General features: G+C 61.9%; 20 protein-coding genes and 3 pseudogenes. 11 read left to right on the plus strand and 12 right to left on the minus strand.

The window, feature by feature from the left end:
• Positions 1-68 precede the first annotated feature (68 nt).
• The 3 genes from AC5RWG_RS16680 to mobC are packed head-to-tail and all read right to left on the minus strand — an operon-like array spanning position 69 to position 3,355.
• On the minus strand, positions 69-1,301 hold the full coding sequence (locus AC5RWG_RS16680) for a hypothetical protein (RefSeq protein WP_494167439.1): 1,233 nt from the start codon (positions 1,299-1,301) through the stop codon (positions 69-71).
• A 30-nt stretch (positions 1,302-1,331) separates the two neighbouring features.
• Positions 1,332-2,963, minus strand: coding sequence for a relaxase/mobilization nuclease domain-containing protein (locus tag AC5RWG_RS16685; RefSeq protein ID WP_494167440.1), 1,632 nt, complete (start codon positions 2,961-2,963; stop codon positions 1,332-1,334).
• A gap of 2 nt (positions 2,964-2,965) precedes the next feature.
• The gene (gene mobC / locus AC5RWG_RS16690; RefSeq protein WP_494167441.1) at positions 2,966-3,355 is read right to left on the minus strand and encodes a plasmid mobilization relaxosome protein MobC; all 390 of its coding nucleotides are present in this window, start codon (positions 3,353-3,355) and stop codon (positions 2,966-2,968) included.
• A gap of 200 nt (positions 3,356-3,555) precedes the next feature.
• Between mobC and AC5RWG_RS16695 the strand changes: the two genes are divergently transcribed.
• The gene (locus AC5RWG_RS16695) at positions 3,556-3,861 is read left to right on the plus strand and encodes a hypothetical protein (RefSeq protein ID WP_494167442.1); all 306 of its coding nucleotides are present in this window, start codon (positions 3,556-3,558) and stop codon (positions 3,859-3,861) included.
• 674 nt (positions 3,862-4,535) lie between these two features.
• Here AC5RWG_RS16695 and AC5RWG_RS16700 read toward each other — a convergent pair.
• The 4 genes and pseudogenes from AC5RWG_RS16700 to AC5RWG_RS16715 form a co-directional block, all read right to left on the minus strand.
• A pseudogene (locus tag AC5RWG_RS16700) lies at positions 4,536-4,844 on the minus strand (ParB/RepB/Spo0J family partition protein); the annotation flags it as partial.
• A gap of 210 nt (positions 4,845-5,054) precedes the next feature.
• Complete coding sequence (locus tag AC5RWG_RS16705) at positions 5,055-6,341, minus strand: MFS transporter (protein ID WP_494167443.1); 1,287 nt, start codon at positions 6,339-6,341, stop codon at positions 5,055-5,057.
• Positions 6,338-6,859, minus strand: coding sequence for a PaaI family thioesterase (locus AC5RWG_RS16710; protein ID WP_494049260.1), 522 nt, complete (start codon positions 6,857-6,859; stop codon positions 6,338-6,340). Before AC5RWG_RS16710 ends, AC5RWG_RS16705 begins: the two co-directional genes overlap by 4 nt.
• 38 nt (positions 6,860-6,897) lie before the next feature.
• Positions 6,898-7,953: an aldo/keto reductase gene (locus tag AC5RWG_RS16715; protein ID WP_494167444.1), complete on the minus strand. Its 1,056-nt coding sequence runs from the start codon at positions 7,951-7,953 to the stop codon at positions 6,898-6,900.
• A 131-nt stretch (positions 7,954-8,084) separates the two neighbouring features.
• Between AC5RWG_RS16715 and AC5RWG_RS16720 the strand changes: the two genes are divergently transcribed.
• Both AC5RWG_RS16720 and AC5RWG_RS16725 read left to right on the plus strand, forming a co-directional pair.
• Positions 8,085-8,474 (plus strand): tautomerase family protein, encoded by a 390-nt coding sequence (locus AC5RWG_RS16720; protein ID WP_494049258.1) that lies wholly within the window; start codon positions 8,085-8,087, stop codon positions 8,472-8,474.
• A gap of 77 nt (positions 8,475-8,551) precedes the next feature.
• A complete protein-coding gene (locus tag AC5RWG_RS16725) occupies positions 8,552-9,052 on the plus strand; it encodes a winged helix-turn-helix transcriptional regulator (RefSeq protein WP_494167445.1) in 501 nt (166 codons plus the stop codon).
• A gap of 18 nt (positions 9,053-9,070) precedes the next feature.
• Here AC5RWG_RS16725 and AC5RWG_RS16730 read toward each other — a convergent pair whose 3' ends face one another.
• The gene (locus tag AC5RWG_RS16730; RefSeq protein ID WP_494049256.1) at positions 9,071-9,673 is read right to left on the minus strand and encodes a TetR/AcrR family transcriptional regulator; all 603 of its coding nucleotides are present in this window, start codon (positions 9,671-9,673) and stop codon (positions 9,071-9,073) included.
• Between the two features lie 172 nt (positions 9,674-9,845).
• On the opposite strand from AC5RWG_RS16730, the gene AC5RWG_RS16735 reads away from it, so the two are divergent.
• Positions 9,846-10,922 (plus strand): alkene reductase, encoded by a 1,077-nt coding sequence (locus AC5RWG_RS16735; protein WP_494167446.1) that lies wholly within the window; start codon positions 9,846-9,848, stop codon positions 10,920-10,922.
• Between the two features lie 335 nt (positions 10,923-11,257).
• Here the strand turns inward: AC5RWG_RS16735 and AC5RWG_RS16740 are convergent, their stop codons facing one another.
• Together AC5RWG_RS16740 and AC5RWG_RS16745 are read right to left on the minus strand one after the other, a co-directional pair.
• Positions 11,258-11,608, minus strand: coding sequence for a DUF3846 domain-containing protein (locus tag AC5RWG_RS16740; protein ID WP_494167447.1), 351 nt, complete (start codon positions 11,606-11,608; stop codon positions 11,258-11,260).
• A gap of 78 nt (positions 11,609-11,686) precedes the next feature.
• Positions 11,687-12,114, minus strand: a pseudogene (locus AC5RWG_RS16745) (hypothetical protein).
• Positions 12,115-12,729: 615 nt separating this feature from the next.
• Between AC5RWG_RS16745 and AC5RWG_RS16750 the strand changes: the two are divergent.
• The gene (locus AC5RWG_RS16750) at positions 12,730-13,161 is read left to right on the plus strand and encodes a hypothetical protein (RefSeq protein ID WP_494167448.1); all 432 of its coding nucleotides are present in this window, start codon (positions 12,730-12,732) and stop codon (positions 13,159-13,161) included.
• A 45-nt stretch (positions 13,162-13,206) separates the two neighbouring features.
• On the opposite strand, the gene AC5RWG_RS16755 is transcribed toward AC5RWG_RS16750, so the two are convergent.
• Positions 13,207-14,163 carry a hypothetical protein gene (locus tag AC5RWG_RS16755; RefSeq protein WP_494167449.1) on the minus strand — a complete coding sequence of 319 codons (957 nt, stop codon included), beginning with the start codon at positions 14,161-14,163 and terminating at the stop codon, positions 13,207-13,209.
• Positions 14,164-14,683: 520 nt separating this feature from the next.
• Between AC5RWG_RS16755 and AC5RWG_RS16760 the strand changes: the two genes are divergently transcribed.
• Together AC5RWG_RS16760 and AC5RWG_RS16765 are read left to right on the plus strand one after the other, a co-directional pair.
• A complete protein-coding gene (locus AC5RWG_RS16760; RefSeq protein WP_494167450.1) occupies positions 14,684-15,139 on the plus strand; it encodes a DUF6176 family protein in 456 nt (151 codons plus the stop codon).
• A gap of 181 nt (positions 15,140-15,320) precedes the next feature.
• Positions 15,321-15,903, plus strand: a pseudogene (locus AC5RWG_RS16765) (recombinase family protein).
• A 14-nt stretch (positions 15,904-15,917) separates the two neighbouring features.
• Here the strand turns inward: AC5RWG_RS16765 and AC5RWG_RS16770 are convergent.
• Positions 15,918-16,760, minus strand: a complete 843-nt coding sequence (locus AC5RWG_RS16770) for a PhzF family phenazine biosynthesis protein (RefSeq protein ID WP_494167451.1) — start codon at positions 16,758-16,760, stop codon at positions 15,918-15,920.
• Between the two features lie 794 nt (positions 16,761-17,554).
• Between AC5RWG_RS16770 and AC5RWG_RS16775 the strand changes: the two genes are divergently transcribed.
• The 4 genes from AC5RWG_RS16775 to AC5RWG_RS16790 all read left to right on the plus strand — a co-directional run bounded on the left by AC5RWG_RS16775 (position 17,555) and on the right by AC5RWG_RS16790 (position 24,787).
• The gene (locus AC5RWG_RS16775) at positions 17,555-17,986 is read left to right on the plus strand and encodes a hypothetical protein (protein ID WP_494167452.1); all 432 of its coding nucleotides are present in this window, start codon (positions 17,555-17,557) and stop codon (positions 17,984-17,986) included.
• A 422-nt stretch (positions 17,987-18,408) separates the two neighbouring features.
• Positions 18,409-20,379, plus strand: coding sequence for a type I restriction-modification system subunit M (locus AC5RWG_RS16780; RefSeq protein ID WP_494167453.1), 1,971 nt, complete (start codon positions 18,409-18,411; stop codon positions 20,377-20,379).
• On the plus strand, positions 20,376-21,665 hold the full coding sequence (locus AC5RWG_RS16785) for a restriction endonuclease subunit S (RefSeq protein WP_494167454.1): 1,290 nt from the start codon (positions 20,376-20,378) through the stop codon (positions 21,663-21,665). The genes AC5RWG_RS16780 and AC5RWG_RS16785 overlap by 4 nt, the downstream gene beginning before the upstream one ends.
• A 44-nt stretch (positions 21,666-21,709) precedes the next feature.
• Positions 21,710-24,787 (plus strand): type I restriction endonuclease subunit R, encoded by a 3,078-nt coding sequence (locus AC5RWG_RS16790; RefSeq protein ID WP_494167455.1) that lies wholly within the window; start codon positions 21,710-21,712, stop codon positions 24,785-24,787.
• Positions 24,788-24,824: the final 37 nt, after the last annotated feature.

Consider the following 24,824-nt stretch of genomic DNA (forward strand, 5'->3'; position numbering starts at 1 on the left):
ACGGAGCAATACACTCCTGAGAATGGGGAGACCGCCCGGGAAGTCTCCCCATTCGTTGGCCGCGCGGCCTATCGGGAGGGGCCGCTCTTGGTCCGCTCCGCGCCCATGGCTGCCCCTGGGCGGGTCTTTTTGGCTTTGGCTGCACCTTTACCTAGGGTGATGGCTGCGCTGGGGTGCGTGCCCTCGCTGCGTTCCGCGGCGGCGCGGCCGCGGATTTGGGTTTCGTTGGCCCCGGTTGTTGCCAGGGATGCGGCGAAAGCTTCCTGGCGCTCGGTTGAGCCGTAGTCGGCGGACGAAGCGGTTTCTGCTCTGAGGCCTTGGTCTTTCAGCCGGCTGCTGTCGTTGCCGGTGACGCGGTTCTCGATGTCGCGGCCGACGCCTTGGAGGCGGGTGAAGAGTTCCTTCTCGGCTTGTTCGTAGCGCTGTTCCATTGACGCGGATTGGGAGCCGGTGAAGCCGCCTTCTGCGAGGAGCCTGGTTTCGCGCATGTCCTTGGCGGCTTTGACGAACGCAGGATCTTTGAAGTGTGAGTCGTCGGCACCGTTGACGGCGGCGGTGGTTTCTTGGCGCAGCTGGTCAATGTCGGGGCCGTTGATCCCGTCCTTACCGATGAGGTACAGGCGTTCCTTGATCTCGGTCTCGGCGGCGGCAATGGCGTTGGGGGTTTTCGCGTTGTGCGCCCGCTGCAGGGCCCGGGCGAGGTCGGGGTTGGCCAGGTACTCGACGGGTACTTGGTGGCGTTCCATTTCCGGGGCCAGTTTCTGGGCCTGGGCGCGGAGTTCTTCGGCACGGGCCGCTGCGAGCAGCGCCATGGCCTTCTCATGTTCGGCGGCCGCCTTGCGCGTCTCGTCCTGGCTGGCTGCCAGCGCGTCCTGCCGCGCCTTTTCCGTGGTGAGGGTTTGGAGATATGACTCCAGATAGGCGCCGTCCGCACCGACGTCGTTCGTGTCGATGGCGTAGCGCGTCAGCACTTCCTGACGGATTCTTTCCGAGGCTGCCAAGGCGGTGGGGTCATGGTCTTTCCAGCCCTCCGCGACGGCATGTACGGCGGCGATGTCATTGGGCTGGGCTTTGTCCCACCACTGGTCTTTCTCCACCGGTGCCAGTGCCGCGCGCGCGGCACTGCGCTCGGCCGCGAGGCGTGTATCGGCTTCGTGTGCGGCTTGGGCGTCCTGGTGTTCCTGCTGCCGCAGGGATTCCTGCCGGCGCCGGGCAAGTGTTTCGGCAATGCGTGATGCCATCAGCAGGGCCTGCCGCATTCCGTTGTCCAAGACATCGTCCATTCCGTCTGAGTCACTCACGGCGTTCCCCTTATCCCTTGGCGTGGTTCTTTATCGGTCGAGCACAGGTCCGGACTCGCGCCCGGTGTGTTGACGGGTTCTGGCCGGGGTTGGAGTGGCCGGCACGGCCGACCCCGGACGGGTGGGAGCCAGGCCACGAAGGCCAAGCTCCACCGACTTCGGCACAGGCCTCTGCCCTGGTGCTACCTGCTCCTGTGTCCCGGCGGTGACGGGTCGGGGCATGGACGCTGCGAACGGTTTCAGCTGCTCGGTGACGATGGCACGGATCCGCTGCGCTTCCCTCGTTCGTCCGGACTGTTGGTGCATTTCGTGGATGGCGAAGGCCGTGTTGACCAGCTGCAGCATGAGCGCTGATTGGGCGGCCGTTTTGTTCTTGCTCGAGGCCGCCATGAACAGCATCGCCGTCCCGGCAATGGACGGCAGGGGCACGGGTTTTCCGTGTGCCTTGGGGGTCCTGAGTTGGGCTGTGCGGGACAGTTCAGCCGCGGTGGCCGCCAGCGGTCCGGGCGTTCGTTCCAGTTGGTGCGACCACGCCGCGAAGGCACCGGATACTTCCCGTGCAGCTTTCGCCCACGTGGCGTGGTCATCATGCGGCAGTGCCCGCAGCTGCTCGACCAGTGCGGTTGCGTTACGGGTGTACTCCACCCACATTTCTGCCGGCGGTATCACCTTCTCGGGGCCGGTCCTGGCCACCTTGCGCCTATTGCGTGCAGCTGCGTTCCATTCGGCTGCAGCTTCAATCGCCGACTGTGGCGAGTCCGTCCATCCTTCCCGCAAGGCGGTGAGCTTGAGGTCGGAGGCGAGGGTGCCGCCACCGAACCAAATAGGCCGCTCCCCCGGCTTGGGGCGTTCAGCTACGGAGTACCCAACAATGACGTCCGTGGTGTTCTTCGCGTAGCGCGGCCGGACCAGTAATCCGGTGTCGCGGGCGCGGCGGACGAACTCCGCCTCGGATACCGAGGCGCCTGCGCTTGCACGCACCTTCCGTGCCAGCGAGGACCGGTGCATTTCGCGCTCATCCCTGACCGCGGTAGCCTTCTCGGCACGGTCATAACCGCGGGCGGCGTGCACCGTGGAGAGCTGTTCCAGCCCGTACTTGACCTCCAGCTCCCGGCAGGTTTTCTGTGCCCGCCTGTAATCATCATGGGTGGAGGCTTTGGTGCCATCCTCGCGTACAAGGGACACCGCGATGTGGATGTGGTGGTTGCCGTTCTCGCTGGTTCCGTGATTGATCGCAGCCCACCGGCAGCGAGCCTTGCCGCTGGCTTCGGTGAAGCCCATCGAGTCCACGAAGTCGTTCGCGATATCAGCCCACTGCTGGTCGGTCAGCGCGCCTTCCTCTGCCCGCAGGCTCAGCGAGCAGTGCCACACGCTCGCGTCCTTGTAACCGACGTGGACGCGCTCCTTCCTGGCCGCATCCCACTGCATGTCCTTGATCTGAACCGAAACTCCGAACGCCTTGCGCGGCCGGTCCAGATGCTTGGCAATCGCCAACGCATCGTCGCGGTCCAGTACGCCGTCGTCGTACCAGGCCATGATCGCCGCATCCCCGGCCACCAGATGCGGCTCTGTGTGTGCGTTCCTCGTCTTGTCGGTGTCCGTGGAGGCCAGGTAGACCATCAGGCCGACCATCCGCGAACCGCGGGTGATGTTCGGGATCATCTCTACACCAGCCCGTCAATGGCGTCGTCGATTCGCATGGCAACAGACCGGATGAACTTCAGTGCTTCACGGGCTTCACCGGGGAACTCGCCGGTGGCGTTTGCCTGCCGTGCAAGCTGGTTGATGTTGTTCGAGGACCGGGCCAGCAAGTTATGCAGAGACATCAACTCCGCGGCAATGGCGCGCCGCTCGGACGGCGAATCGGAATGCTCCGCCAACGCTGCGGAAATCAGCAGATTCGGCACCGTCACCCGCTCCCTGGCCGCACGCGCGATGAGGGAGGCTTCCTCTTCTGCCGTGACCCAGACGTCGCGGCGCTTCTTTGTCCCGGCCGGCGCGTTTGCGCGGCGTCGGCGCGAGAGCCGGGAGCGGGAAATATCCTCTTCAGTCATTCATCTCCCCTTTCCCTTCAAGAGCCCAGCGCAGCGACCCCGGAACGGGGACCACACCCACCAGTGTGCCCCAGAGACAACCCTTTGTCGAAAGGATTCACCACTTACACCCGTGTAAGTGTATAGCTTGCTCCGCCATGGTCGCCTTCCAGAGGTCAGACGGCCTGCGGGCCGGCGTCCCATCCGGTTAGGCTGGCTCCATGGCTACCCTCGATATTGAACAGACACGCAACCAGGCCCGCGCACTCCTAGACTCACGCATCGAATCCGTCACCGCACTGGTGAAAACCCGCCAGCGGATCACCGATCTCAAAGAACAGCTCGCCGAAGCCGAGCGCGACGACAAGCGCGCCTACGTGCGCGCCACCAAGGACGGCTGGAGCCCCGAGGAACTCAAGAAACTCGGACTCGAATCCGGCGCCGTCGGGCGCCGCAGGAAAGTCGCCACCCGCTCCACCGCAAACGATTCCGAGGCACGCACAGGGATCGTCACACCCGCAAACTAGTAGCGTCTCCCCTCGCCCACCTGTGCACGGCAAAAGCTAAATCCTCCGGGCTTTTCCCGCACACACCTGGACGACGGGACCCATCCAACCGGCTGCACACAACCGCCAGGTCACCACCGGACCCAACACTCACCACCGGACCCCGGCGGTCATGCACAGCCTCCGCTACGGGGCGGTTGCCAACGGCAGACCTTCCCAGGGTCCAAGCCGTCCCGCGCCCGGCCCGCCCGCAAGGCGGGGCCGGTCACTTGCAACCATGGACAACACCGGCTGGGGCCGGCGGAAGCACCAGAAGGCCTGCACCCTTTCCAGGTGCCGGCCGGGATCAACCGCCCCGGTGCGGGACGGGACCCTCCGGCACCAGCATTGAGGACTGAGTGGACAACAGAAAAGGGCCGGCTGGTGGGCGGCCCGTCTCCGCTCCTCGGACAAAGGAAATCCGTGATCCGCATATAGCGGAATGTTGTCTCGAACCCGGACGCCCGACGCGGCAAACATGGCGCCCGGGGTCCCACCGCGTGTGCCTCTTAGCCTGCCAGAAGCCGCGGCACTTTGCTGCCTGGCTGGTGGCCGCATCGAACGGCGGTCCGCCGCCGATGAGTGGCTGCCGTGGTTCGCACCCCGGCGGCGGACCACCCGCCCATTCAGTGGGGTTACCGCCCGGCAACGGGTTCTTAGACGGCTTCGTCTTCCTGCGCGGGTGCGGCGCTGTCGAGGATGATCTGCTCAACCGGGCTTGCAGTGTATCCCCAGCCAACGAGCCGGGTCAGGTAATCGACGTGGCCCCTGCTCGGGGACCGTCAGGAGTCCTTGGCGATGGTCTTCTCATACCCGTGGACGGTGAAGTGCTGCCATCCCTTCGGCGGCTGCTTCTTCGCCGGCAGAGTCTTCACGAAGTCGCGGCGGACCACGGTAGCCGACAGCATCAGCTTATTATTTTCGATCAGGGCCTTCCGCGCGGCTTTCTGCTCCTGGGTCATCGGAGTGTCCGAGCGGAGGTCTTGGTCCGGGTTGCAGTCCGCGGCGGTGTCTTCGCCGTCGAGCAGGATGAGGCCGACGACCAGTGCCGGTGCCATGGCCGACGCGGGACGGGGAGGAAACATCGACCCTGTTCTTCATCACGTCAAATGCGATTCTCGGCACGCACGAAAGTTCCGGCTCAGAGTGCTGGTGGAGCGGGCTCGAAGCCGTCATCACGGCGGAAGCGTCGTAGCTTGACGACTGCCAGAGACGACTGGTTGCGCTGTGCTGGCTCTCCGCAGTCTTCTTGCGACGTTCATGAGAACGAGCACAGCGGCGCTGAGGGCTGTCAATGAGACGGCGGCAATGCCGACAGCGGTGCTCAAGCTCCCCGTGGTCGCAAGTGCGCCGACGCCGATAGCGGTTCCCGCTTGGAGAGCGTAGGCGACCAAGTAGAGCAGAGACAAAGCCGTGCCGCGGTGGCGCTCGGGAGCGACCCGGTTGATGAGACCGAGCCCTCCGGTGAAAGCGAAGGAGTAGGCGATCCCGCCGATGACGCACCAGCCGAGGAAAAAGAAGACCGATCCGGCCGTGCTGGCAGCGACCATAAGCCCGAGGCTGAGGACCGTGAGCGCTGCGCCAACCCAAACGGAGACCTGTGGCCGGACACGGAACAGGAAGAGAGCGGTGAACCCAATGGCCGCAGAAGAAATGCCGAGGAGGACCCCGACGAGCGCGCTGTTCTCGGTCTGAGCGAACTCGGTGATCATGTGAGCACCGAGGGAGAGGAAAATCGCGCCCACACAATAAGCCAGGGAGACCGACAAGGTGGCGATGGTGAAGTGCAGTCGGATGCCGTCGGGCACTCTAGGGGTCTGCGGTCGCCAGCGCCGGACCCGGATCGGCCGGTCATCGGGTGAGAAAATCAGCGCAGCGATGGACACCACAGACAGGACGAGCAGGACGATGTAGCTCCAGAGCAGGGGCAACGGGGCGAACTGTGCGAGCACACCACTGAGCACGAGGGCGAGAGTGAGCCCGGTAGCGGTGGCGATGGTCGCCATGGAGCTCGCGAATCGGGAGTTGGCGCTGGTGTTGTTCTCAATGAGTGACGCGGTCCCCGCTCCCATCGCCAATCCTGCACCGGCACCTTGCAGCACCCGGCCGATGAACAGGAACACCACGTCAGGAGCGACGGCGAAAATGATCGCCGAGACCGCGATGAGAGCGACACCTGCAATCATGACGAGCCGTCTGCCGAACTGGTCGGAGAGACTCCCGAAGAGCGGCAGAACGATGATCAGCGCGAGCTGGTAGGTAGCGAACACCGTCGTGATGGTGAGCGGAGTCAGATCCCACTGCTCAGCGTAGATCGGGTACAGCACGCTGGGGGCTCCGGAGGACCACAGCACCAGCGCGAGCACGGATGCCGCTGCCCAGAACGCCCCGCGCCTTCCCAGCCGCCATCGCTCGCGGGAAGGGGATGTGTGCTCAGGCGAGGTCGTCCCTTGACGGGTCATCGGGCGGGACCCGGTTGGATGATCAGGCAGGTGCTCGAGGCGGTCGCCAGCACGCGGCCGGCGCTGTCGCGGATGTCGGCCTCGGCGAAGGAAGCGCTCTTGCCGCGGCGGGTGACCCAGCCGTGAGCGGTGACGGTGCCAGTGTCGGCGGTGATCGGCCTGAGGAAGGAGACCTTGATCTCCAGGCTCGTGTACCCCACCCCTGCGGGCAGAGTGCTGTGCACGGCGCACCCGCACACCGAGTCAAGAAGCGTCGCGAAGAATCCTCCGTGGATCGAACCGATCGGATTGTAATGCGACTCGTCAGGCTGGGCGGTCATCACAACATCGCCATCATTGACAGAGACAAACTCCAATCCAATGTGACTGCTGATCGGGGGCGGCGGGATCAGGCCGTTGGCCAGAGCTCGCAACTGCTCGATCCCGGTCCGCTCGAACAGCTTCATCTTGTCCTCTTCGGGGCGATGATAGTGGATAGTGCGCGAACGGTTTGTCGGCGGTTGGGGCGACGGTGTCATCAGCTCTCCTCTGGGTGCTCGATACCATGCATGGGTACTCAGACGACCGGGATGATCGGGGGATCAAACGCTCCTGCGTGACCGCCTTGCAGCCCGTTCAAAGATCTGACATTTCCCTCGTGCGGGACGCCGAGGTCGATGGCACTTATCGTGGTGAGCCGATCGTAGTGTTCGTCACCGAGGTTAAGGTCGAGTGCGGCGAGATAGTCCTCCAGCTGGGCGAGGTCACGCGGGCCGATAATCGGCACCGAGGAGGTCGCCAGACGCCGCGACCTCTCGTTGACCCACGCAGTCGCCACCTGCGCCGGTGCACGGCCAACCTCCGCGGCTACCTCTATCACCGCATCCACGACGGCGGTCTTCTGCTCAGAGGATTCGGTGTGCACGAGGGTTTTCCAGTCGCTCAGGCGTCCCGCTTGACTCTTGCGATACTTGCCGGTCAGCAGCCCGCCCCCCAGCGGCGACCACAGCGTCACGCCCAGACCGAGAGCCTCGGCCATCGGCAGCAGCTCCCTGTCCGCCGTGCGTTCGACCAGGCTGTACTCGACTTGAATCCCCGCCACCGGAGCCCACCCGGATGCATCGGCTAGCATTGCGGCGCGGGAGACGCGCCAGGCTGGAAAATTGCAGAACGCCGCGTGAAGGATCTTGCCCTGGTTGACCAGATCATCCAACCCGCGCAGGATCTCGTCGATCGGCGTCAGCGCGTCCGGGTAGTGCACCCACAGCACGTCGATATAGTCGGTTCCCAGTCTGCGCAGGCTCTCCTCGACGGAAACACGCAGATTCTTCCGGGAGTTCCCGGTGCGCGACAGCTTCCGCTGTTGATTCGCGCCGACGGCGAACTTCGTCGCCAGCACCAGGTCATCACGATCGGCACGGCTGAACTCACCCACCAGCCGCTCCGATTGGCCGGTCTGGTAGGTGTCGGCGGTATCGATGAAGTTACCACCCGCCTCCACAAAGCGGTCGAAGATCACTTTCGCCTCGTCCCTTTCCGCGCCCGCACCCCACCCGGTGCCAAAGTTCCCAGTGCCAAGCGCGTACTGCGAAACCCGCAGGCCAGTGCGACGGCCAAATGTGGTGTAACGCATGTGTCGTCTCCTTCGACGAGGGCATATTCAGGTTGCCAATGGTGGGATCAACCCTAACCGATGCTAGGTTGGTTATAGCAACTCAGGTGAAATATTGCGGGCCGGACGGTGCGCGGGAGGAGTCTTTGACCATGCCGGTGTTCCAGGTCCATATGCCCGATCAGAAGTTCTCTCCGGAGCAGAAGCGCGCGCTGGCAGAAGCGCTGCCCCAAGCGCTCAATGAGGCGTTGGGGATTCCCGTCGATGATCAGTTTGTCGCTATCACTACCCACGGGCCGGACGAGCTCCATCTGAACCCCGGCTACATGGGGATGCAACGAAGCGCGAATGCGATCATCATCACCGTGCTCTTCACGGCCGAGCGACCACTGGCAGATAAAAAAGTGTTGACGAAGGCAATCTGCCGGAACGCTGTGGACGCCCTGGGTATCCGCGCTGATGATGTGTTCCTTGCACTGGTTCCGGTACCGAAAGAGAACTTCTCCTTCGGTAGAGGCGAACTGCAGCTCGCCACCGAATAGCTCACGCACAGGTGCCACGCAGCTCCGCGCAAGCATCCCTGCAGCGCGGTTGTGCAGAGTCGAGAGAGGATGAGGTCATGCCCCGAAAGTCACAAATTCTCGCAGATGCACTGGACAACCAGTGCGCCATCGTCAGATCCCTTGGGGTGTTGAGTGATTCTTGGAGCTTCCTGCTGCTCCGCGAGGCACTCCTGGGGAGGCGTACCTTCGCGCAGTTCCGAGACTCTTTGGGCATCGCGAGTGACGTGCTCAGTGCGCGACTGAACACGCTAGTGGGGCACGGTGTGCTAGAGAGGATTCGGTATCAAGAGCCCGGGCAGCGCACGCGGGACGCCTACGAACTCACCGCAGCAGGCGATGAGCTGAAGGTCGTGCTGGTGGCTATGCAGCAGTGGGGCGAAGTGCACGTTCCGCGAGGACTAACTGGAAGCGTACTTCCGGTGGCTCGCGACGGCCACGAGCGTGTGCGCGCCGCTTTGGTCGATACCCATGGCGTAATCCTTGGGCGCGAGGATGTGGAGTTCGTTCGCGTCCCCACCTCTGGCGCCTCAGGCACCGAGCAGGCGGCCAAGGCGTGACACACGTCCGCGCTGAGATCAGTGGGGCAGGATCGCAGCGACCTGGACGCGGATGTTCTCGATAATGGCCTCGGTTTTGGCGGCTGAGTGTGCGCCGCTGGCCATCGTCAGGAACGTGATAGACGAGATGACACGAGCAAGGGTGCCGGCATCGACGCCATTGATGGTGTCGTCGCGGCTGAGAATGTCAGCGTAGGTTTGTTCTGTCCGAGCGACAATGCTCAGGGCCTCGGCATGATGGGGCTCACTGGGATCCCCGAAGACCATCTCGCGCAGGTAGGTGCGGCCGTTATCGACCTGGATTCGGTTGCACTCCACGATCGGCCTGACGATCGCCAGCACAGAATCGAGAGTGCCGGGCGTCTTGTCTGCGGCTGCCTGGCCGTTGGCAAGTGCCGTGGCGTAGTGGGCATTCTGCACGAGCAGCAACAGCTCGCCCTTGGTCTTCGCGTAGAGGAACAGGGTGCCAGCACCGATGTCGGCTTTATCGGCGATCTGCTGGGTGGTGACCTCATCGACGCCTTTTTCCGCGAACAGTTCACTGGCGGCAGCGGTAATGCGTTCGAGCTTGGCCTGCTTGCTCCGCTCGCGCCGACCGATCGGCTGTGGTGCGAGGGGCATGGAATGATCCTCCTGGAATAAATAGTGACTGCACTCAGTTATGACAGTAGTCACTGTCGCGTTGACTCATATCTGCCTGAACTAATTCTTTCACGGCAGGACGAGACGGCCCCGCTATGCGAGGCCGTCTCGGTGACAGCTCCTGATCGTTCGATGTAAAGGAACTCTTCTCATGACTTCATCTTCACTGTGGGAGCCATTCGTGCTGGGGCGTCTCGAGCTTCCGCACCGCCTGGCCATGGCGCCGATGACGCGCAATCGCGCGAATGCCGACGGCACTCCGGGTGAACTGGCCGCGGAGTATTACAGGCAGCGCGCCGCTCTCGGTCTGCTGATCACCGAGGGTACCCAGCCCTCCGCAGACGCGCAGGGCTACCTAAACACCCCGGGCATCTACACGCCCGAGCACATCGAAGGGTGGCGCAAGGTCGCCGACGCGGTGCACGAGGGCGGCGGGCATCTGTTCGTGCAGTTGATGCACGTGGGCCGGACCTCGCATCCAGACAACACCCCGCACCACCGGCAGCCGGTCGCGCCATCAGCAATCGCTCCCGGGCAGGACATGCACACGCCCACGGGGCCTCAAGCGATCCCGACACCGCGCGCGCTGGGCACAGAAGAGATTCAGGACGTGATCGGTGAGTTCCGTCACGCCGCAGCCTCGGCGATCGCGGCCGGGGCGGACGGGGTGGAGATCCACTCCGCCAACGGGTACCTGCTCCACCAGTTCCTGGCCTCGAATGCCAACCACCGCACCGACGGCTATGGCGGGTCGGTGGAGAACCGGGCTCGGTTCGTCATCGAGGTCGCACAGGCTGTCGCCGAGGAGATCGGCGCGGACCGCACCGGCATCCGCATCTCTCCTGCCTTCCCCCTCGGCGGTCTCGACGAGGGCGACACCGAATCCGTGCGTACTCAGTACCGCTACCTGGTCGGTGAGCTCGCGAAACTGAACCTGGCCTACCTGCACGTGCACCACCTCGGCGATGACGAACTGCTGCGCTCCTTCCGAGAGCTGTGGCCGACGGCGGTGCTCGTGGTCCGGTACGGGCGCGAACGGGATCAGATCGCTGACGACATTGACGCGGGGCTTGCGGATATCGCGCCGCTCGGCCGGTTCGCGCTAGCCAACCCCGACATCGTCGAGCGGTTGCGCACGGATGCCCCGTTGAACCAGTTGGACCCGACGACCCTGTATGGCGGCGACGCGACTGGGTACACCGACTACCCGGTGCTGGCACTCGTCTAGCGCCAACCCGTGAGCCGCCCGCCGGGTTCTGCCTCCGCTTGGCGGGCGGCTCACACCTCACCCAACTCTTCTTGCCCCAAATTTGATGAAAGAAGCGCGCCAACAGCCGGCCGCGCCAGCGGACGTCCGCATCGGGTGAGCTCTGCGAACCCTTTACCAGTACCCCGGGATCTGCATCTGGTGTGCTGCGGTTGGCGGGCCGCGGCGCCCGGGGTTCCCACTCAGAATTCTGGGCGGTGGCGGTCCGCCGTCGGCGACCGGAAGCGGCAGCCGGCCACGACGGCGGACCGCCGGCGGTGACCGGTCCGGCAGGACCGGCCACCGCCCTCGGGCGATCAGTCCGCTGGCTGGTGCAGTCCGAACAGTTGCCGGGCGAGGTCGATCAATTCCCCGGGCACGTCGGCCTCGCCGCCGTCGTCCGTCTCGCCCAGGAACACCGCGTTGCCGCAGTAGACATCGGCCAGGACTCCGGTTTCTTCAAGCACCAGCAGCGCGGCGCGGCGGTTAGGGGCGAGGTTCAGGATTTTGCCTTCCTCGTTCAGGTAGAAATGCCAGTCATCCCCGCTCACGGCCTCGATGTTTCCGGCCACGAGGACTTGCAGGTTCTCCAGGGATGCGTCGATAGGTTCGACCCGTGCGGGTTCGTGTCCGTCGGCGGGGATGATCAGGGCGCTGCAGGTGCTCATCAATTGTTGTCCTCTTCAGGTGGTTCCGAGGGGCCGGTGCCCCGCCGCCGTGGGCGGGGCACCGGCTGTGACGGATGGTTAGGCGGCGTTGACCGTGTAGGGCCGGCGGTAGCGGGAGGGCAGTTCCGCTGCGTCTCGGGCAGGTCGTCCGGGCCGTGGGCCTGCCCGTTCTTCCAGTGGAAGAACGCCTGCTCGGTGATCGCTTCCCACTGCCGGGCCTTGGTCCGGTAGAACGTGCAGGTCACATCTCCCTCGCAGTACGTGGCGACGCCGAACAGGTTCCCGATGCTGTCAGCGGTCCGCGTGGCCGCGACCATGACATAGGGCCACTGGCCCAGGTCCCACCCATCACAGCCCCAGCCGGGAATGACAGCCCAGCCTTCGGCTTCGATGAGTTCCATCCAGTCGTAGCCGCCGTTCATGTGGTAATCGCCCAGCACGGTCACGCCGGTAATGGTTTCTCCGGTGTCCTGGGTGGTCACGGCCGCAGTTGCGATTGCGTTCATGGTGTTGTTCCTTCTTGTCCGAGAAGACGGGTGGGTGGGGCGGCCCTTTGGTGACCGGCCAGCTCCCCTTCTCCCCCGTTGTTTTTTGGTTGCTGGCAAGCTCGCTTGCTCGGCGGCCGACGCAGGCCTGTCTACCCGCAGGGCAAGGGGGGAGGAAATTCCTGAAGGAAATCAGCGACGCAGGAGCGCCGGAGGGACATTTCCGGCCGCCGCAGGCCCCGACAAAGGAGGGGCTGGACGGGCCGGAGCGGACGCCTAAAATCCGGAGGACAGCAACCAAAAGACGTCGCAGACGTATCCAGGGCCAGGGCCGCCGGAGCCCTGCGACGGAGGCACTGGACCCAACAGCCGGCCGCGCCAGCGGACGCCCATATCGGAGGAACGATCGCTGGCCGGGCGGCCCCTCAGTTCCTCAATTGTTCCCTTAGCGATGCCAAAGGCGCATCCATTCGGCGGCCACGGCCCACATCCCGTCCACCGTTCCGCAACCATCCGCATGTCGGGACTCTCGAAAGTTACCGCTTCGCAACTCTCACACCTCCCATAAATACAAGGGCGCGATTACCGTTGGGCAAAACTTTTCAACAGAAGAGGCGGAGGAAAATGCGCGGAAGAATGGTCAAACTGGCGACTGCTGCTGCACTGCTGGCGGTGGCCGGCTGCGGCAGCGCAACCGCCCCTGGGGCATCCGAACTGAACGATCCCGCAGAACCGGCTACCGCCTCCACGGCAAATGAGCCCACCCCGGGCGTCAGAGTAGGCGCCAAACATCTGCTGGCGGAAGACGGTGACTACAAATTTTATGCCGCAGAGGCGATCGGTGGAGACGGCGGCTCGTGCGTGCTCATCCACAGCGAGGCCACAGCCGCTGGATGCGGCGGTTCCATCCCATCCGTGACGTTCCAACTCAATTCGCAAGCCCCGGTCGTTGAAGCGAAGCTAATTTCCGACGACTACGATACGACCAAGGATCTGGATGAAGGCTGGCAATTGCTGAAGGAGAATCTGCTGGTCCGCTACGGAGAGGCAGAGTCCTCAGCCTCGTAGCGGGTGGCGTCAACGTAAGCTGTGCGGGTCCTTACTCATTGAGTTTCAGTAGTCCATGTTTACAGCGCGGTCATCAAGGTACGCGTTGTAGTCGAGGTATTTGAAAAATTGTTCAGGGCTTTCCATGGCGTCGACGAGTTCAGCCCGGAAAGCAGGATCGAATCGGACCTGCAGGCCAGAGGTGATCCACTCCATGGCGTAACGCATACGCGTGTCACTGAGCCACGCATCGAACTCATCGAACAGCTCGAAAACGTGGTTGATGTCTTCATCTGTCGCGTGCGTGAAGAAGATGCCGACGCGCTCAGTTGCGGAGCTCAGCCCCACGGGGATGGCCCCAATCCCTTCATAGTGAAGGTAGACCGAAGAGCCATGACCCTTCTCAAACCCCCCGTGAGAATAGGTGTTGCGCCAGCGCTCGACTACCTCAACCAACCTGTCGTAGTAGCGTTTGTCATCCTTTCGGGTCAGATCAAAAATCTGCCCGTACTTATCCCCCCACCGGCAACCTATGAACTTTTCGAGAGAGTGCTTGGAAGGGTCGAAGCCTTGGAAAGGCAACGCCAGAACCATGTGGTGTTCGAGAAGACTGAGATAGGCGTTAACTGCGGCAACCAAGTCATGAAACGAATTCAGCTGCATCAGCAGCTTCCCTGATCGAAAGGTCGTTCCACCTGCAATCCCATCCCCAGTACCGAAATGCTTCACCTCGTCTTCGATGACGGACGGATTTGATGCACGCTCACGAAAATACTCATAGGTCCGACGCAGACTCGTGTGCTGGTTGATTACAGTAGCCTCGCCGTTACGGAAGAGCCCGGAGGCAGCCGGGGCCAGGACTAAGCTCTCAACAGCCCGCATGCTGGAGCTGAGCTTCTTGACGATTCTGTTTGCCACTTGATTAGCTTGCGTTTCGTCGTTGTCGACGAGTTCGACGTACAACCGTAAGCCAAACTTCTCTAACGCAAGTTCGCATTGGCGGCCCTGAAACAGGAAGTTCACCCACCACGCCACCTTCTCACCAGGGCCGGCCGCAGGCAGACCGACTAGTTTTAGTGCGTACCGCGCCAACCCGGGAAGTGCTATCTCGTTGCGGGAAACTGGCCGCCGGTATCGCCGGTACCGTTTGGTCGTGTCCTCATCATTTTTGGGGTCTAGAAACTCGCGTAACGACGTCGCACTTAGCCGCTTCGCGGCATCCTCTGATCCGGCTAGTCGCGCTGATGTCATGCAGGCAGTTTATTGGTGCCTATGTCTGTGATTCGCATCGGTAAATTTCGCTCTTATTACAGAGGCTAAAGGCCGTCTGCGCGGAGACTGGGACTTTTCCCCAGGACAGCGACGCGAAGCCGGTCCCCCACCGCGACTTGGATGAGCGAGAGCTTATGCAAGCACTGAATAGCCAGTGGGCGATGGAATCCATGTCCATCAGGGCTCATTACTGTCCCGTTTGAGGATCCTTGAACGAAACACGTCCGCCCTAATGGCGCCCCTGTGCGGTCATCGCCGTAAGAATACTGTCATGACCTCTCATGACGCTGACTTCGAGATCCCTTTCACTCCGGTACCGCGCAACTTTCCTGGGCACCAAATGCCTCTGTCAGTACCTCAGGGTATGCGCCTCGAACTTAGCCGCTCACGCATCGTGAACGGCAAGGAGCAGGCATTCGAGGACTGGATGAACATGCTCAATTCGCGACCGGATGAGCTGCAACAAGGACTCTCGGCGGAGCGCGCGGTCTCTGAAGCGACGTTCCGAAACGTCGAAGCCGACGGCTCAATGTGGATCTATCACCTAGCTTTAATGGGCGAGGAATCGGGTGGGCTCGACGAGTCCATTCCCATTGATGCTGACCATGCAGCGTACAGCCGGAGCGTGAAAGAGCCGGGCTGGGAGGAACTCGAACCTCGCTTCATGCTCGCTCCCAATCATCTTCTCGAAGCAATGAAACGCTGGGCCGTGACGGGGCACGATTAAGATCTGGATCGCTCGAGTACGAGGCGGGCTCGAATGGATGGCCTGCCCGTAAGCCGGTCCTCCAGCGCGACACTTAGGCACCGCTCCCCCGACGCGAAATATCCCCTACAAGTCCTGGCTTCTTGGATGCGCGTATACCCCGCCCGCAAAAAAGCCCGGTGAGGGTGGCCTAAACGCTAACATGTCCGCGCACATCATCGGCTACGGCCGCGTCTCAACCAACGAGCAGGACCTCACGGCCCAAAGGAATGGGCTGGCCGCGTTGGGTGTGCCCGAAGACAGGATCTATACCGACCACGGGCTCACCGGAACCAACCGCGACCGGCCCGGCCTCCGCGAAGCCCTTGCCGCGGTCCGCGCCGGCGATACCCTGGTCGTCACCAAACTCGACCGGCTTGCCCGCTCCCTGCCCGATGCCCGCGACATCGGGCAGGGAGCTCACCAAGAAAAAAGTGAAGCTGAGCATCGGCGGGTCCGTCCACGACCCGACCGACCCGGTCGGCCGGCTGCTCTTCAATGTCCTGGCCATGGTCGCCGAATTCGAATCCGACCTCATCCGGGCCCGCACCCGGGAGGGCATGCAGGTCGCCAAGGCCAAGGGCCGGCTCCGCGGCAAACAGCCCAAACTCACCAAAAGCCAGGAAGCCCACCTCGTCTCCCTATATAAGGGAGGACAACACACCACCGCCGAGATCGCCGAGCTCTTCAAGGTCGCCCGGAGTACGGTCTACCGGATCGTCCAACGACCACCCTTAAAGGCATGATTGCAAGGGGGCAGCTACAGGACGGCTGATCCGGAGAGGATGACCTCAGCCCGTCCTCCGACCCACAGCTTGCCGTCGTTGCTGCTGATGTGAATCCGCCCTTGCCGCCCCATCGCCGTTCCCTGGGCGGCAAGATATGGCGCAGTGGCGCGCTGGGTAGCGATGAGCCATTCCGCGGCCGCGGCGTTGAGGCTTCCCGTCACCGGATCCTCGCGCAGCGGCTCCTCGCCCTCTGTGAAGAAGGCACGTAACTCGAACGCCGTCTCGGAGCCTGGCTCGTGGGGGCCGATCACGCCGATATCCCACCGGCCCTGATGCGCAGACGCGTCGGGGCGCAGATCGAGGATGGTGCGCGCACTGTCGAGGAGGAGTCCCACCCACCCGGGCCCGTTGTCGAGCCACTCGGCATCCACCACCTGCTCGCGTCTGATCCCGAGGATCTCGATTAACGCAGTTAGCGTGTGCGGATCAACTGGGCCGGATCGCAGGCGCGGTGGCGCGGTGAAGGCGAGCCGGTCGCCATCGATGCGCACAGGCACCAGGCCCGCGCCGCACTCCTGCATCACGAGACCTGTAGTGGCCGGAGCACCACCGGCGTCCAGCCAGGCCCGCGCCGTTCCCAAGGTCGGATGTCCTGCGAAAGGCAACTCGGTCTTCAGACTGAAAATGCGCACACGATAATCCGCTCCCGGAACCGTCGGCGGCAGCACAAACGTGCACTCAGACAGATTCGACCATACCGAGAACCGGCGCAGCGTCTCATCATCGAGTCCCTCCGCATCGAGCAGCACGGCCACCGGGTTGCCCAGGCACGAGTCCACACCGAACACATCAACTTGACGAAACCCACGATCCATACGCGAAGCCTACCCAATGCACTACAAAGTGCAGCAACAGCAATTGAGAGCACAACTCGTTAGCGCTGGATAGCTGGCCCGTCCCTGTCGAACCCACGTGAAAAAGCGCCATTCTCGGCTATCAGTCACACGACTGGCGCAGGAGAAGGTCATGGAACGCCTGCGCGGCCCATGGCGGGGCGCCCCGAACACCCGATGGCGGCGGTGCTGTCCGATTCACCACGATTGTCTCATCAAAGCACAATTTCTGATGTTTCTAAGAATAACGGAGTGAGACACGTTGTTTGGACAAGATTACTCCCAAGGTTTCCTGTGATCGCAGCGCTATCTCGCTGGAATCCACACTGGTTTCCGGGGAACCTGCCCGTCGGAAATACGCTGGCGGTCGGTCTTGGCAACCGGTCCTTAAATGAGACCGTTGTCCGGGGAGTTGTGGGGGTCGCGAGGTTGGTTCCGTCGCACGGAACGGTTGACGGAGACTGCCACGAACCATCCTGAGATACTTGCGGCAACGATTGCGACGACTCCAAGCCAACCCATTAGTTGATACGCGATCCAGCACCAAACTGCGACCCATACTGCAGTCAGAACTAGTCGGCCAGGTTTACCGATCCTTCGCTTCTGCGCCATGCATCATCCTTACATCCTTTGACGAGACGACCGGGCCGGCTCATGGCTGGTAGCTACATCGCTATCGGTTTGGAAGTTATTGCTTTGTAACGTCAAACCGACTCTGCAGCACAGTCCTGCGGCTAGCGTGAAACAAACGCTGTTACACCAGAGACGGGGACATAATGCGCACCTCAGCCAAGCTCGCAACCGGTGCCGTCGTACTGCTGGCGATGGCCAGCTGCACTAGTGATCCGAAGTCTGGGATAGCTGCCCTTGAAGCTCCGGCAGGTGCGGCTGCTACTTTCGCCGGTGACACCGAAACGCTGGGCATAGCGCCGGACAGCACGCGACTGTTGGTGGAGGAGAACGACTACGCGTTCTATATCGCAGCGCCGGACAAGCCCGAGAAGGGCAACGTGTGTCTAGTCATCCAGACCCCGGAACCGCAGACCGGAGCTTCTGGCTGTGGCAACTTTCCCAACTTGCACCCGTTGGAGCTGGGCACCACAGGCGTAAGTGCGAAGCTCATTGCAGATAACTACAACGCCAGCAAGGAACTGAGCGAAGGCTGGCGACAACTCCACAAGAACCTGCTGGTACGCGGCGGAATGTAACAACCCCACTCGGCATCGTTGAGATCACAGGTTATGCGCTCCGCCAGAAAGCGACCGCACTCTGAAGCGAAGCCGTGCCTCGATCCAGTGCGTCCGCTCTCAGTGGTCAATAACGCCTTCTCCCTTATTTTGACTGACTATGATTCCGGCAACGAGTTCCTACAGCTCGATCTAGGCCATTTATCGGGTGATCGCGGCGGTCGAACTGACAGGGTCTCAAACGGTCGTTTATGACCTGAGGACTAGCAGGCGCGAATCCCCAAGCTGCAACCGTGGCAGGCTCTAGCGGCCCCTCCCCATAGAATTCAAGGCAAGTACGTGCGAGAACGATGGACGCTGCATGGCGGTGGGGACCGTAGGTCCGGCCTTAACAAGCCGCACCTTGGTGACCCGCTGCTGCCTGTGGCTCGGAAGTGGGATCAATGGCAGGCAACAACAACGCCAACCTGGTGTGGAGCATCGCGAACATTTTGCGGGGCACCTACAAGCCCGCCCAGTATGGCTCGGTGATCCTGCCATTCACCATCTTGCGCCGGCTCGACTGCGTCTTAGAGAAAACGAAGGATGAGGTCCTCAGCGAGGCTGAAGCCAAAAAGAACCTGAACATCCCCTTGGACACCTTCCTGCAAAGAACTTCGGGACACAGCTTCTTCAACACCTCAAAGTTCAACTTCGCCAAGCTCCTGGACGATCCCACCAACGTCAAGGCCAACATCATCAATTACGTCCAAGGCTTCTCGGAGAACACCCGTGACATCTTCGAGCGCTTCGACTTCTACCGGACACTCGAGAAGCTGGACGGTGCGGACCTGCTCTACCACGTGACTAAGGCTTTCGATGGCATCGACCTGCACCCACAGACCATCAGCAACATCGAGATGGGCCTCATGTTCGAGGAGCTCATCCGCCGCTTCGCTGAAGCCTCGAATGAGACCGCGGGCGAGCATTTCACCCCGCGAGAGGTGATCCAGCTCATGGTCCAGCTCCTGCTGAACTACGACGACGATGTCCTCACCAAAGAGGGCATCGTCCGGTCCATCTACGACCCCACCGCCGGCACCGGCGGCATGCTCACCGTCGCCCAGGAGCACCTCCACGCGCTGAATCCGAGCGCCTCCCTGGTCGCCTACGGCCAGGAGATAAACGACGAGTCCTACGCCATCTGCAAATCGGACCTGCTGATCAAAGGCCAGGACATCTCCAAGATCTCGGTCGGCGACACCCTGGCCAACGATCAGAACATCGGCCAGCAGTTCGACTTCATGCTCTCCAACCCGCCGTTCGGCGTCGAGTGGAAGAAGATCCAGCCGCAGATCCAGAAGGAGCACGAGCAGTACGGCTTCGAGGGCCGCTTCGGTCCGGGCCTGCCGCGCGTGAGCGACGGCTCGCTGCTGTTTCTACTGCACCTGATCCGCAAGGTGCGTCCCGCGCACGACGGCGGCTCCCGCATCGGCATCGTCCTGAACGGCTCGCCCCTGTTCACCGGCGGCGCAGGCTCCGGCGAGTCCGAAATCCGCAAATACGTCATGGAGAACGACCTCGTAGAGGCCATCATCGCGCTGCCCACGGACATGTTCTACAACACCGGCATCGCCACCTACATCTGGATCCTCTCCAACAGCAAGAAGCAGAAACACCCGGAGCGTGTGGGCAAGATCCAGCTCATCAACGGTGTCGACTTCTTCCAAAAAATGCGCAAAAGCCTCGGCTCCAAACGCAAGGAACTGGGACCCAAGGACATCGCGAGCATTGTCCAGCTCTACGGCGCCTTTGAGGACGACGGCGAGACCTCCAAGATCTTCAACAACCGAGACTTCGGCTACTCCACCATCACGATCGAGCGTCCGTTGAGGCTCAACTTCGCCTGCGCTCCGGAGAGGGTCGACGCCGTCCTGGCGCAGAAACCAGTCGAGAAACTGTCCGACGACGACCGACAGCTTCTCAAGAAGACGCTCACGCGGCTCGGCGAAGACGAAACGAAGCTCTGGAAGAACCGCGAAGCTTTCCTCAAGGTCCTCAAACAGGTTCTCGCCAGCGCCGGCCTGAAGCCCGGCGCCCCAGTCCTGAAAGCGGTGGTGGCAGGTCTTTCTGAACGCGACGAAACCGCCGACGTCTGTAAAAGCCTGAAGGGAACGCCCGAAGCAGACACGGACCTTCGCGACACCGAAAACGTCCCGCTCGGCGAAGATATTCGCGCCTACTTCGAGCGGGAGGTCCTCCCCCATGTCCCCGACGCGTGGATAGACGAAACCAAGACCAAAACCGGCTACGAAATCCCCTTCACCCGGCACTTCTACAAGTACGTCGCACCCAGGTCGCTGGACGAGATCGACGCCGACCTCAATGAGCTCATCGGTGAGATCACGACGCTGCTGGCCGAGGTCGAAGGATGAGCTACGCACATACTCCCCTCAAGCGTTTGCTTTCCAGGAACGATGGAGGTGTTTGGGGAGATGACCCGGATGGAGTCGATGACACGATCGTCCTTCGGTCCACTGAGCAGACGGTTGGTGGTCACTGGGCCATAGATGATCCTGCGCCTCGAAAGCTTAACCAAAGGGACGCGGTGCGGTACAGGCTGCACTGCGGTGACCTGCTCGTTACAAAGTCCAGCGGCAGCTCGAGTCACATCGGAAAAACAACGCTCGTGACGCAAGAGGTCGCATCTATGCGCCCCTGCTACTCAAATTTCATGCAGCGTCTTCGCATCTCGACGACCGACAATGCGAAGTTCTATTGGTATGTCCTTCAAGCGAAGGAATCCCGTGAGCAGCTGGGCTTCTATTCGACGACCAGCACTGGATTGGCCAATCTGAACGCGACGATCCTCGGGGAATTACGTGTCCCCCGGCCTCCTCTTCAGATTCAACGCAAGATAGTTGACTTCCTTGACCATGAAACGGCTCGGATTGACCATCTGATCGGCAAGCAGGAGCGGCTCATTGAATTGCTCGCCGAGAAGCGCCAGGCCATCATCACCCAAGCCGTGACCAAAGGCAGGAATCCCGACGCCCGAAAGAAACAGTCCGGGGTTCCTTGGATGGGCGATGTGCCGGCTCATTGGACCGTCCCACAGCTCGGTATGCATGCAAGGATCGGAAACGGATCCACACCTAACCGAGATACTGCGGCTTACTGGACTGACGGAAACATCCCGTGGTTGAACAGTAGCCACGTAAATCGCGATGAAATCACGGACGCGGACCAATTCGTCACTGAAACTGCTAGGGCGGAGTGCCACCTCCCTCTTGTCAATCCGGGAAGCCTACTTATCGGTCTTACGGGCCAAGGAAAGACCAGGGGAATGGCATCCATTCTCCGCTTGCCAGCAACAATCAACCAGCATGTCGCATACGTGGCAAGCGATCCATCAGTGTGGAATACCGAGTATCTCCTTTGGTTCCTTCGTTCCTCGTATGACCGGTTGCGTCAGCTCAGTGATGAGAACGGCAGCACCAAAGGGGCGTTGACGTGCGCCGCTCTCAAGAAGTTGGACGTTGCGCTGCCGCCCGCTTCTGAGCAGGCCGAGATCGCAGCTTACATCGCTGTCCGACTGTCAAAGATAGACAAGATGACGGCCGCCGCGACGGGAGCCATCGCTCTGCTCCAAGAGCGCCGTTCCGCCATCATCTCTGCCGCTGTAACAGGAAAAATTGATGTCCGAGAAGGAAATGCGTAGTTGTGACCGCAAAACACTCTTGACAGTTTCTAAGGGGAAAAGGTTTGGCTCAGCACAATGAAGTGATGTTCGAGGAAGAGATCTGCCAGGCTCTCGCGGCCGAAGGCTGGATCTACGAACCGCACCGCAAGGCGGCCGATCTCTACGACGCCACGCGGGCCCTGGTCCCGGAGGATGTCTTCGGGTGGCTGGAGGACTCCCAGCCGGAGCAACTGGGCAAGGTCCTGAAGCCGACGGATTCCGCCGCCGAGCATGAGGTCGCCCAGCGGCTGCTCCTCGACCGGCTGTGCAAGGTTTTGGACAAGCCGGCAGCCAAGGAAGCCGGCATGCTCTCCGTGCTGCGCACCGGGTTCAAGGACGTCGCGGCCAAATTCGAGATGTGCCAGTTCAAGCCGGCCATGGGACTGAACCCAGAGACGCTGGAGCGGTACGGCAAGGTCCGCCTCCGGGTGATCCGGCAGGTGCACTATTCCACGGTCGACACCATGAAGAGCATTGACCTGGTGCTGTTCGTCAACGGCCTCCCGGTCGCGACCATCGAGCTCAAGACAGACTTCACTCAGAACATCAATGACGCCGTCGAGCAGTACCGCAAGGACCGGCTCCCCCGCAACGGCAAGAACAAGGACGAGCCGCTGCTCTCCTTCGGCCGACGCGCCCTAGTGCACTTCGCCGTCAGCAACGACGAAATCCAGATGACCACCGAGCTCAAGGGCAAGGACACCTACTTCCTGCCCTTCAACCTCGGCAATGACGGGCACGCCGGCAACCCGGTCAATCCCAAGGGATCGGCCACGAGCTACCTCTGGGAACAGGTCCTGCAGCGCGACTCCTGGCTGAACATCATCGGCAAGTTCCTGCACCTGCAGGTCAGCGACAAAACTAACCCCGTCACCGGTGAACGGGAAGTCCGCAAGTCCCTGCTGTTCCCCCGCTACCACCAGTGGGACGTGGTCAACCAGCTCATCGAGGCGGCCCGCACCGAGGGCCCGGGCCACCGCTACCTGGTGCAGCACTCCGCAGGGTCCGGCAAGACCAATTCCATCGCCTGGACCGCGCACCAGCTCAGCTCCCTGCACGGCGCGGGCAACGAGAAGATCTTTGACTCCGTCATCGTGGTGACCGACCGGACCGTGCTGGACGCCCAGCTGCAGGATGCGATTTACCAGATCGAGCACAAGTCCGGCGTCGTGGTTCCCATCCGCGGCAACGCCGGCTCCAAGTCCGCTGAACTCACTGCGGCCTTGGTGGCACGGACGCCGATCATCATCGTTACTATCCAGACCTTCCCGTTCGCGCTGAAGGCCATCGCCGAATCCCAGGCCCTAAAGGGCCGGAACTTTGCGATTATCGCCGATGAGGCGCACTCCTCACAGACGGGCTCCACCGCGAACAAGCTGAAGAAGGTCCTCTCTGCGGAGGAACTGGCGGACGTCAACGACGGCGGCGAGTTCGACGTTGAGTCCTTCCTCGCCGCCGAAATGGCGGAGCGTGCAGACGCGAAGAACATCAGCTACTTTGCTTTCACTGCCACGCCGAAGGCCAAGACCCTGGAGCTATTTGGTCGTAAAGGTCCAGACGGGCTGCCGCAGGCCTTCCACCTGTACTCCATGCAGCAGGCCATCGAGGAGCGCTTCATTCTGGACGTGCTGCAGAACTACACCAGCTACAAGGTGGCGTACCGGCTGACCCACGAAGGCCGGGACTACGACTCGGAAGACACCCAAGTGGAGAAGTCCGAGGCTTTGAAGTCCCTGATGAAGTGGGTGAAGCTGCACCCTTACAACATCAGCCAGAAGGTCCAAGTGATCGTGGAGCACTTCCGCGAAAACGTCGCCTGGCGTCTCGACGGCAAAGCCAAGGCCATGGTTGTCACAGGGTCCCGCAAGGAAGCCGTCCGGTACAAGCTCGCAATCGACAAGTACATCAACGATGCCGGCTACACCGAGTTAGGCACCATGGTCGCCTTCTCCGGCGAAGTAACCGATGCCGAGTCCGGTCCTGAGGCATTCACCGAACTGAACATGAACCCAGGATTGAAGGGCCGCACACTGCCGGAGGCGTTCTCGACCGACGAGTACAAGATCATGCTGGTGGCTAACAAGTTCCAGACCGGCTTCGACCAGCCGCTGCTCGTTGCCATGTATGTGGACAAAAAACTCTCAGGCGTCTCCGCAGTTCAGACACTCTCCCGGCTGAACCGGACGGCGGTCGGCAAGGACCAAACCTTCGTGCTGGACTTCATCAACGAACCCGCCGAAATCCTTGCATCGTTCCAGCCCTACTTCCGCGAGGCCGCGCTGGAGGACGTGTCCAACCCCAACGTGGTGCACGACCTTCAGGCCAAGCTCGACGCCGCCCAGATCTACCTCGATTCCGAGGTGGACGGCCTGGTGAAGTCTTATGTGCTTGAAGAAGGCAACAACGCCTTGTCCAGCTGGGTAGCACCGGCCAAATCCCGCTTCAACACCCGCTACAACGAAGCCGTGGCCGAGGCTAACAAGGCCGCCGAGGACGAGCTGGACCTGTTCCGCAAGGATATGGGCTCCTTCGTTCGCGCCTACGACTTCCTCTCCCAGATCTACGACTACGCCGACACCGACCTGGAGAAGCGCGCAATCTACTACAAGCACCTCCTGCCTGTGCTGCGAGTGAACGACGCCAAGGTGGCGTTGGATCTCTCCGGCGTCGTGCTTGCCAAATACGCGCTCAAGGATAAAGGTGAGGCGCAACTGCAGCTTTCCGGCGAAGGTGAGCTACTAAAGCCCCTAACTGATCCGGGAACCGGCCAGGCCAAGGATCCTGTCCTGGTCACCTGGAAGGAAGTCATCCAGCAGGCCAACCTGCCCTTCGAAGGAGAGGAACTGGACGCCGTGGCCCACTTCGTGGAAGGCGTGCGGCGGGAGCTGGTGAAAAACGAGACGCTGCAGAAACAGGCCAAGAACAACTCTCGGAGCCACTTCGGCAGCAGCCCGCACCTCGAAAAGGCTGTCAGCGACGCCGTCACCAACTCCATGGACAGCCACTACAACCTCAGCCTTCAGGCCCTGGGGGACAAGACAAAGATGCATGCCTTGCTCCAGATGCTGAGCGAGCTGGTCTACGAAGAGCTGCAAGGCTGAGCGCATACCCCTTCTGTGGCCAGCAGTGGTTTCCTGT

This window comes from Arthrobacter sp. Y3221160, from assembly GCF_059092585.1.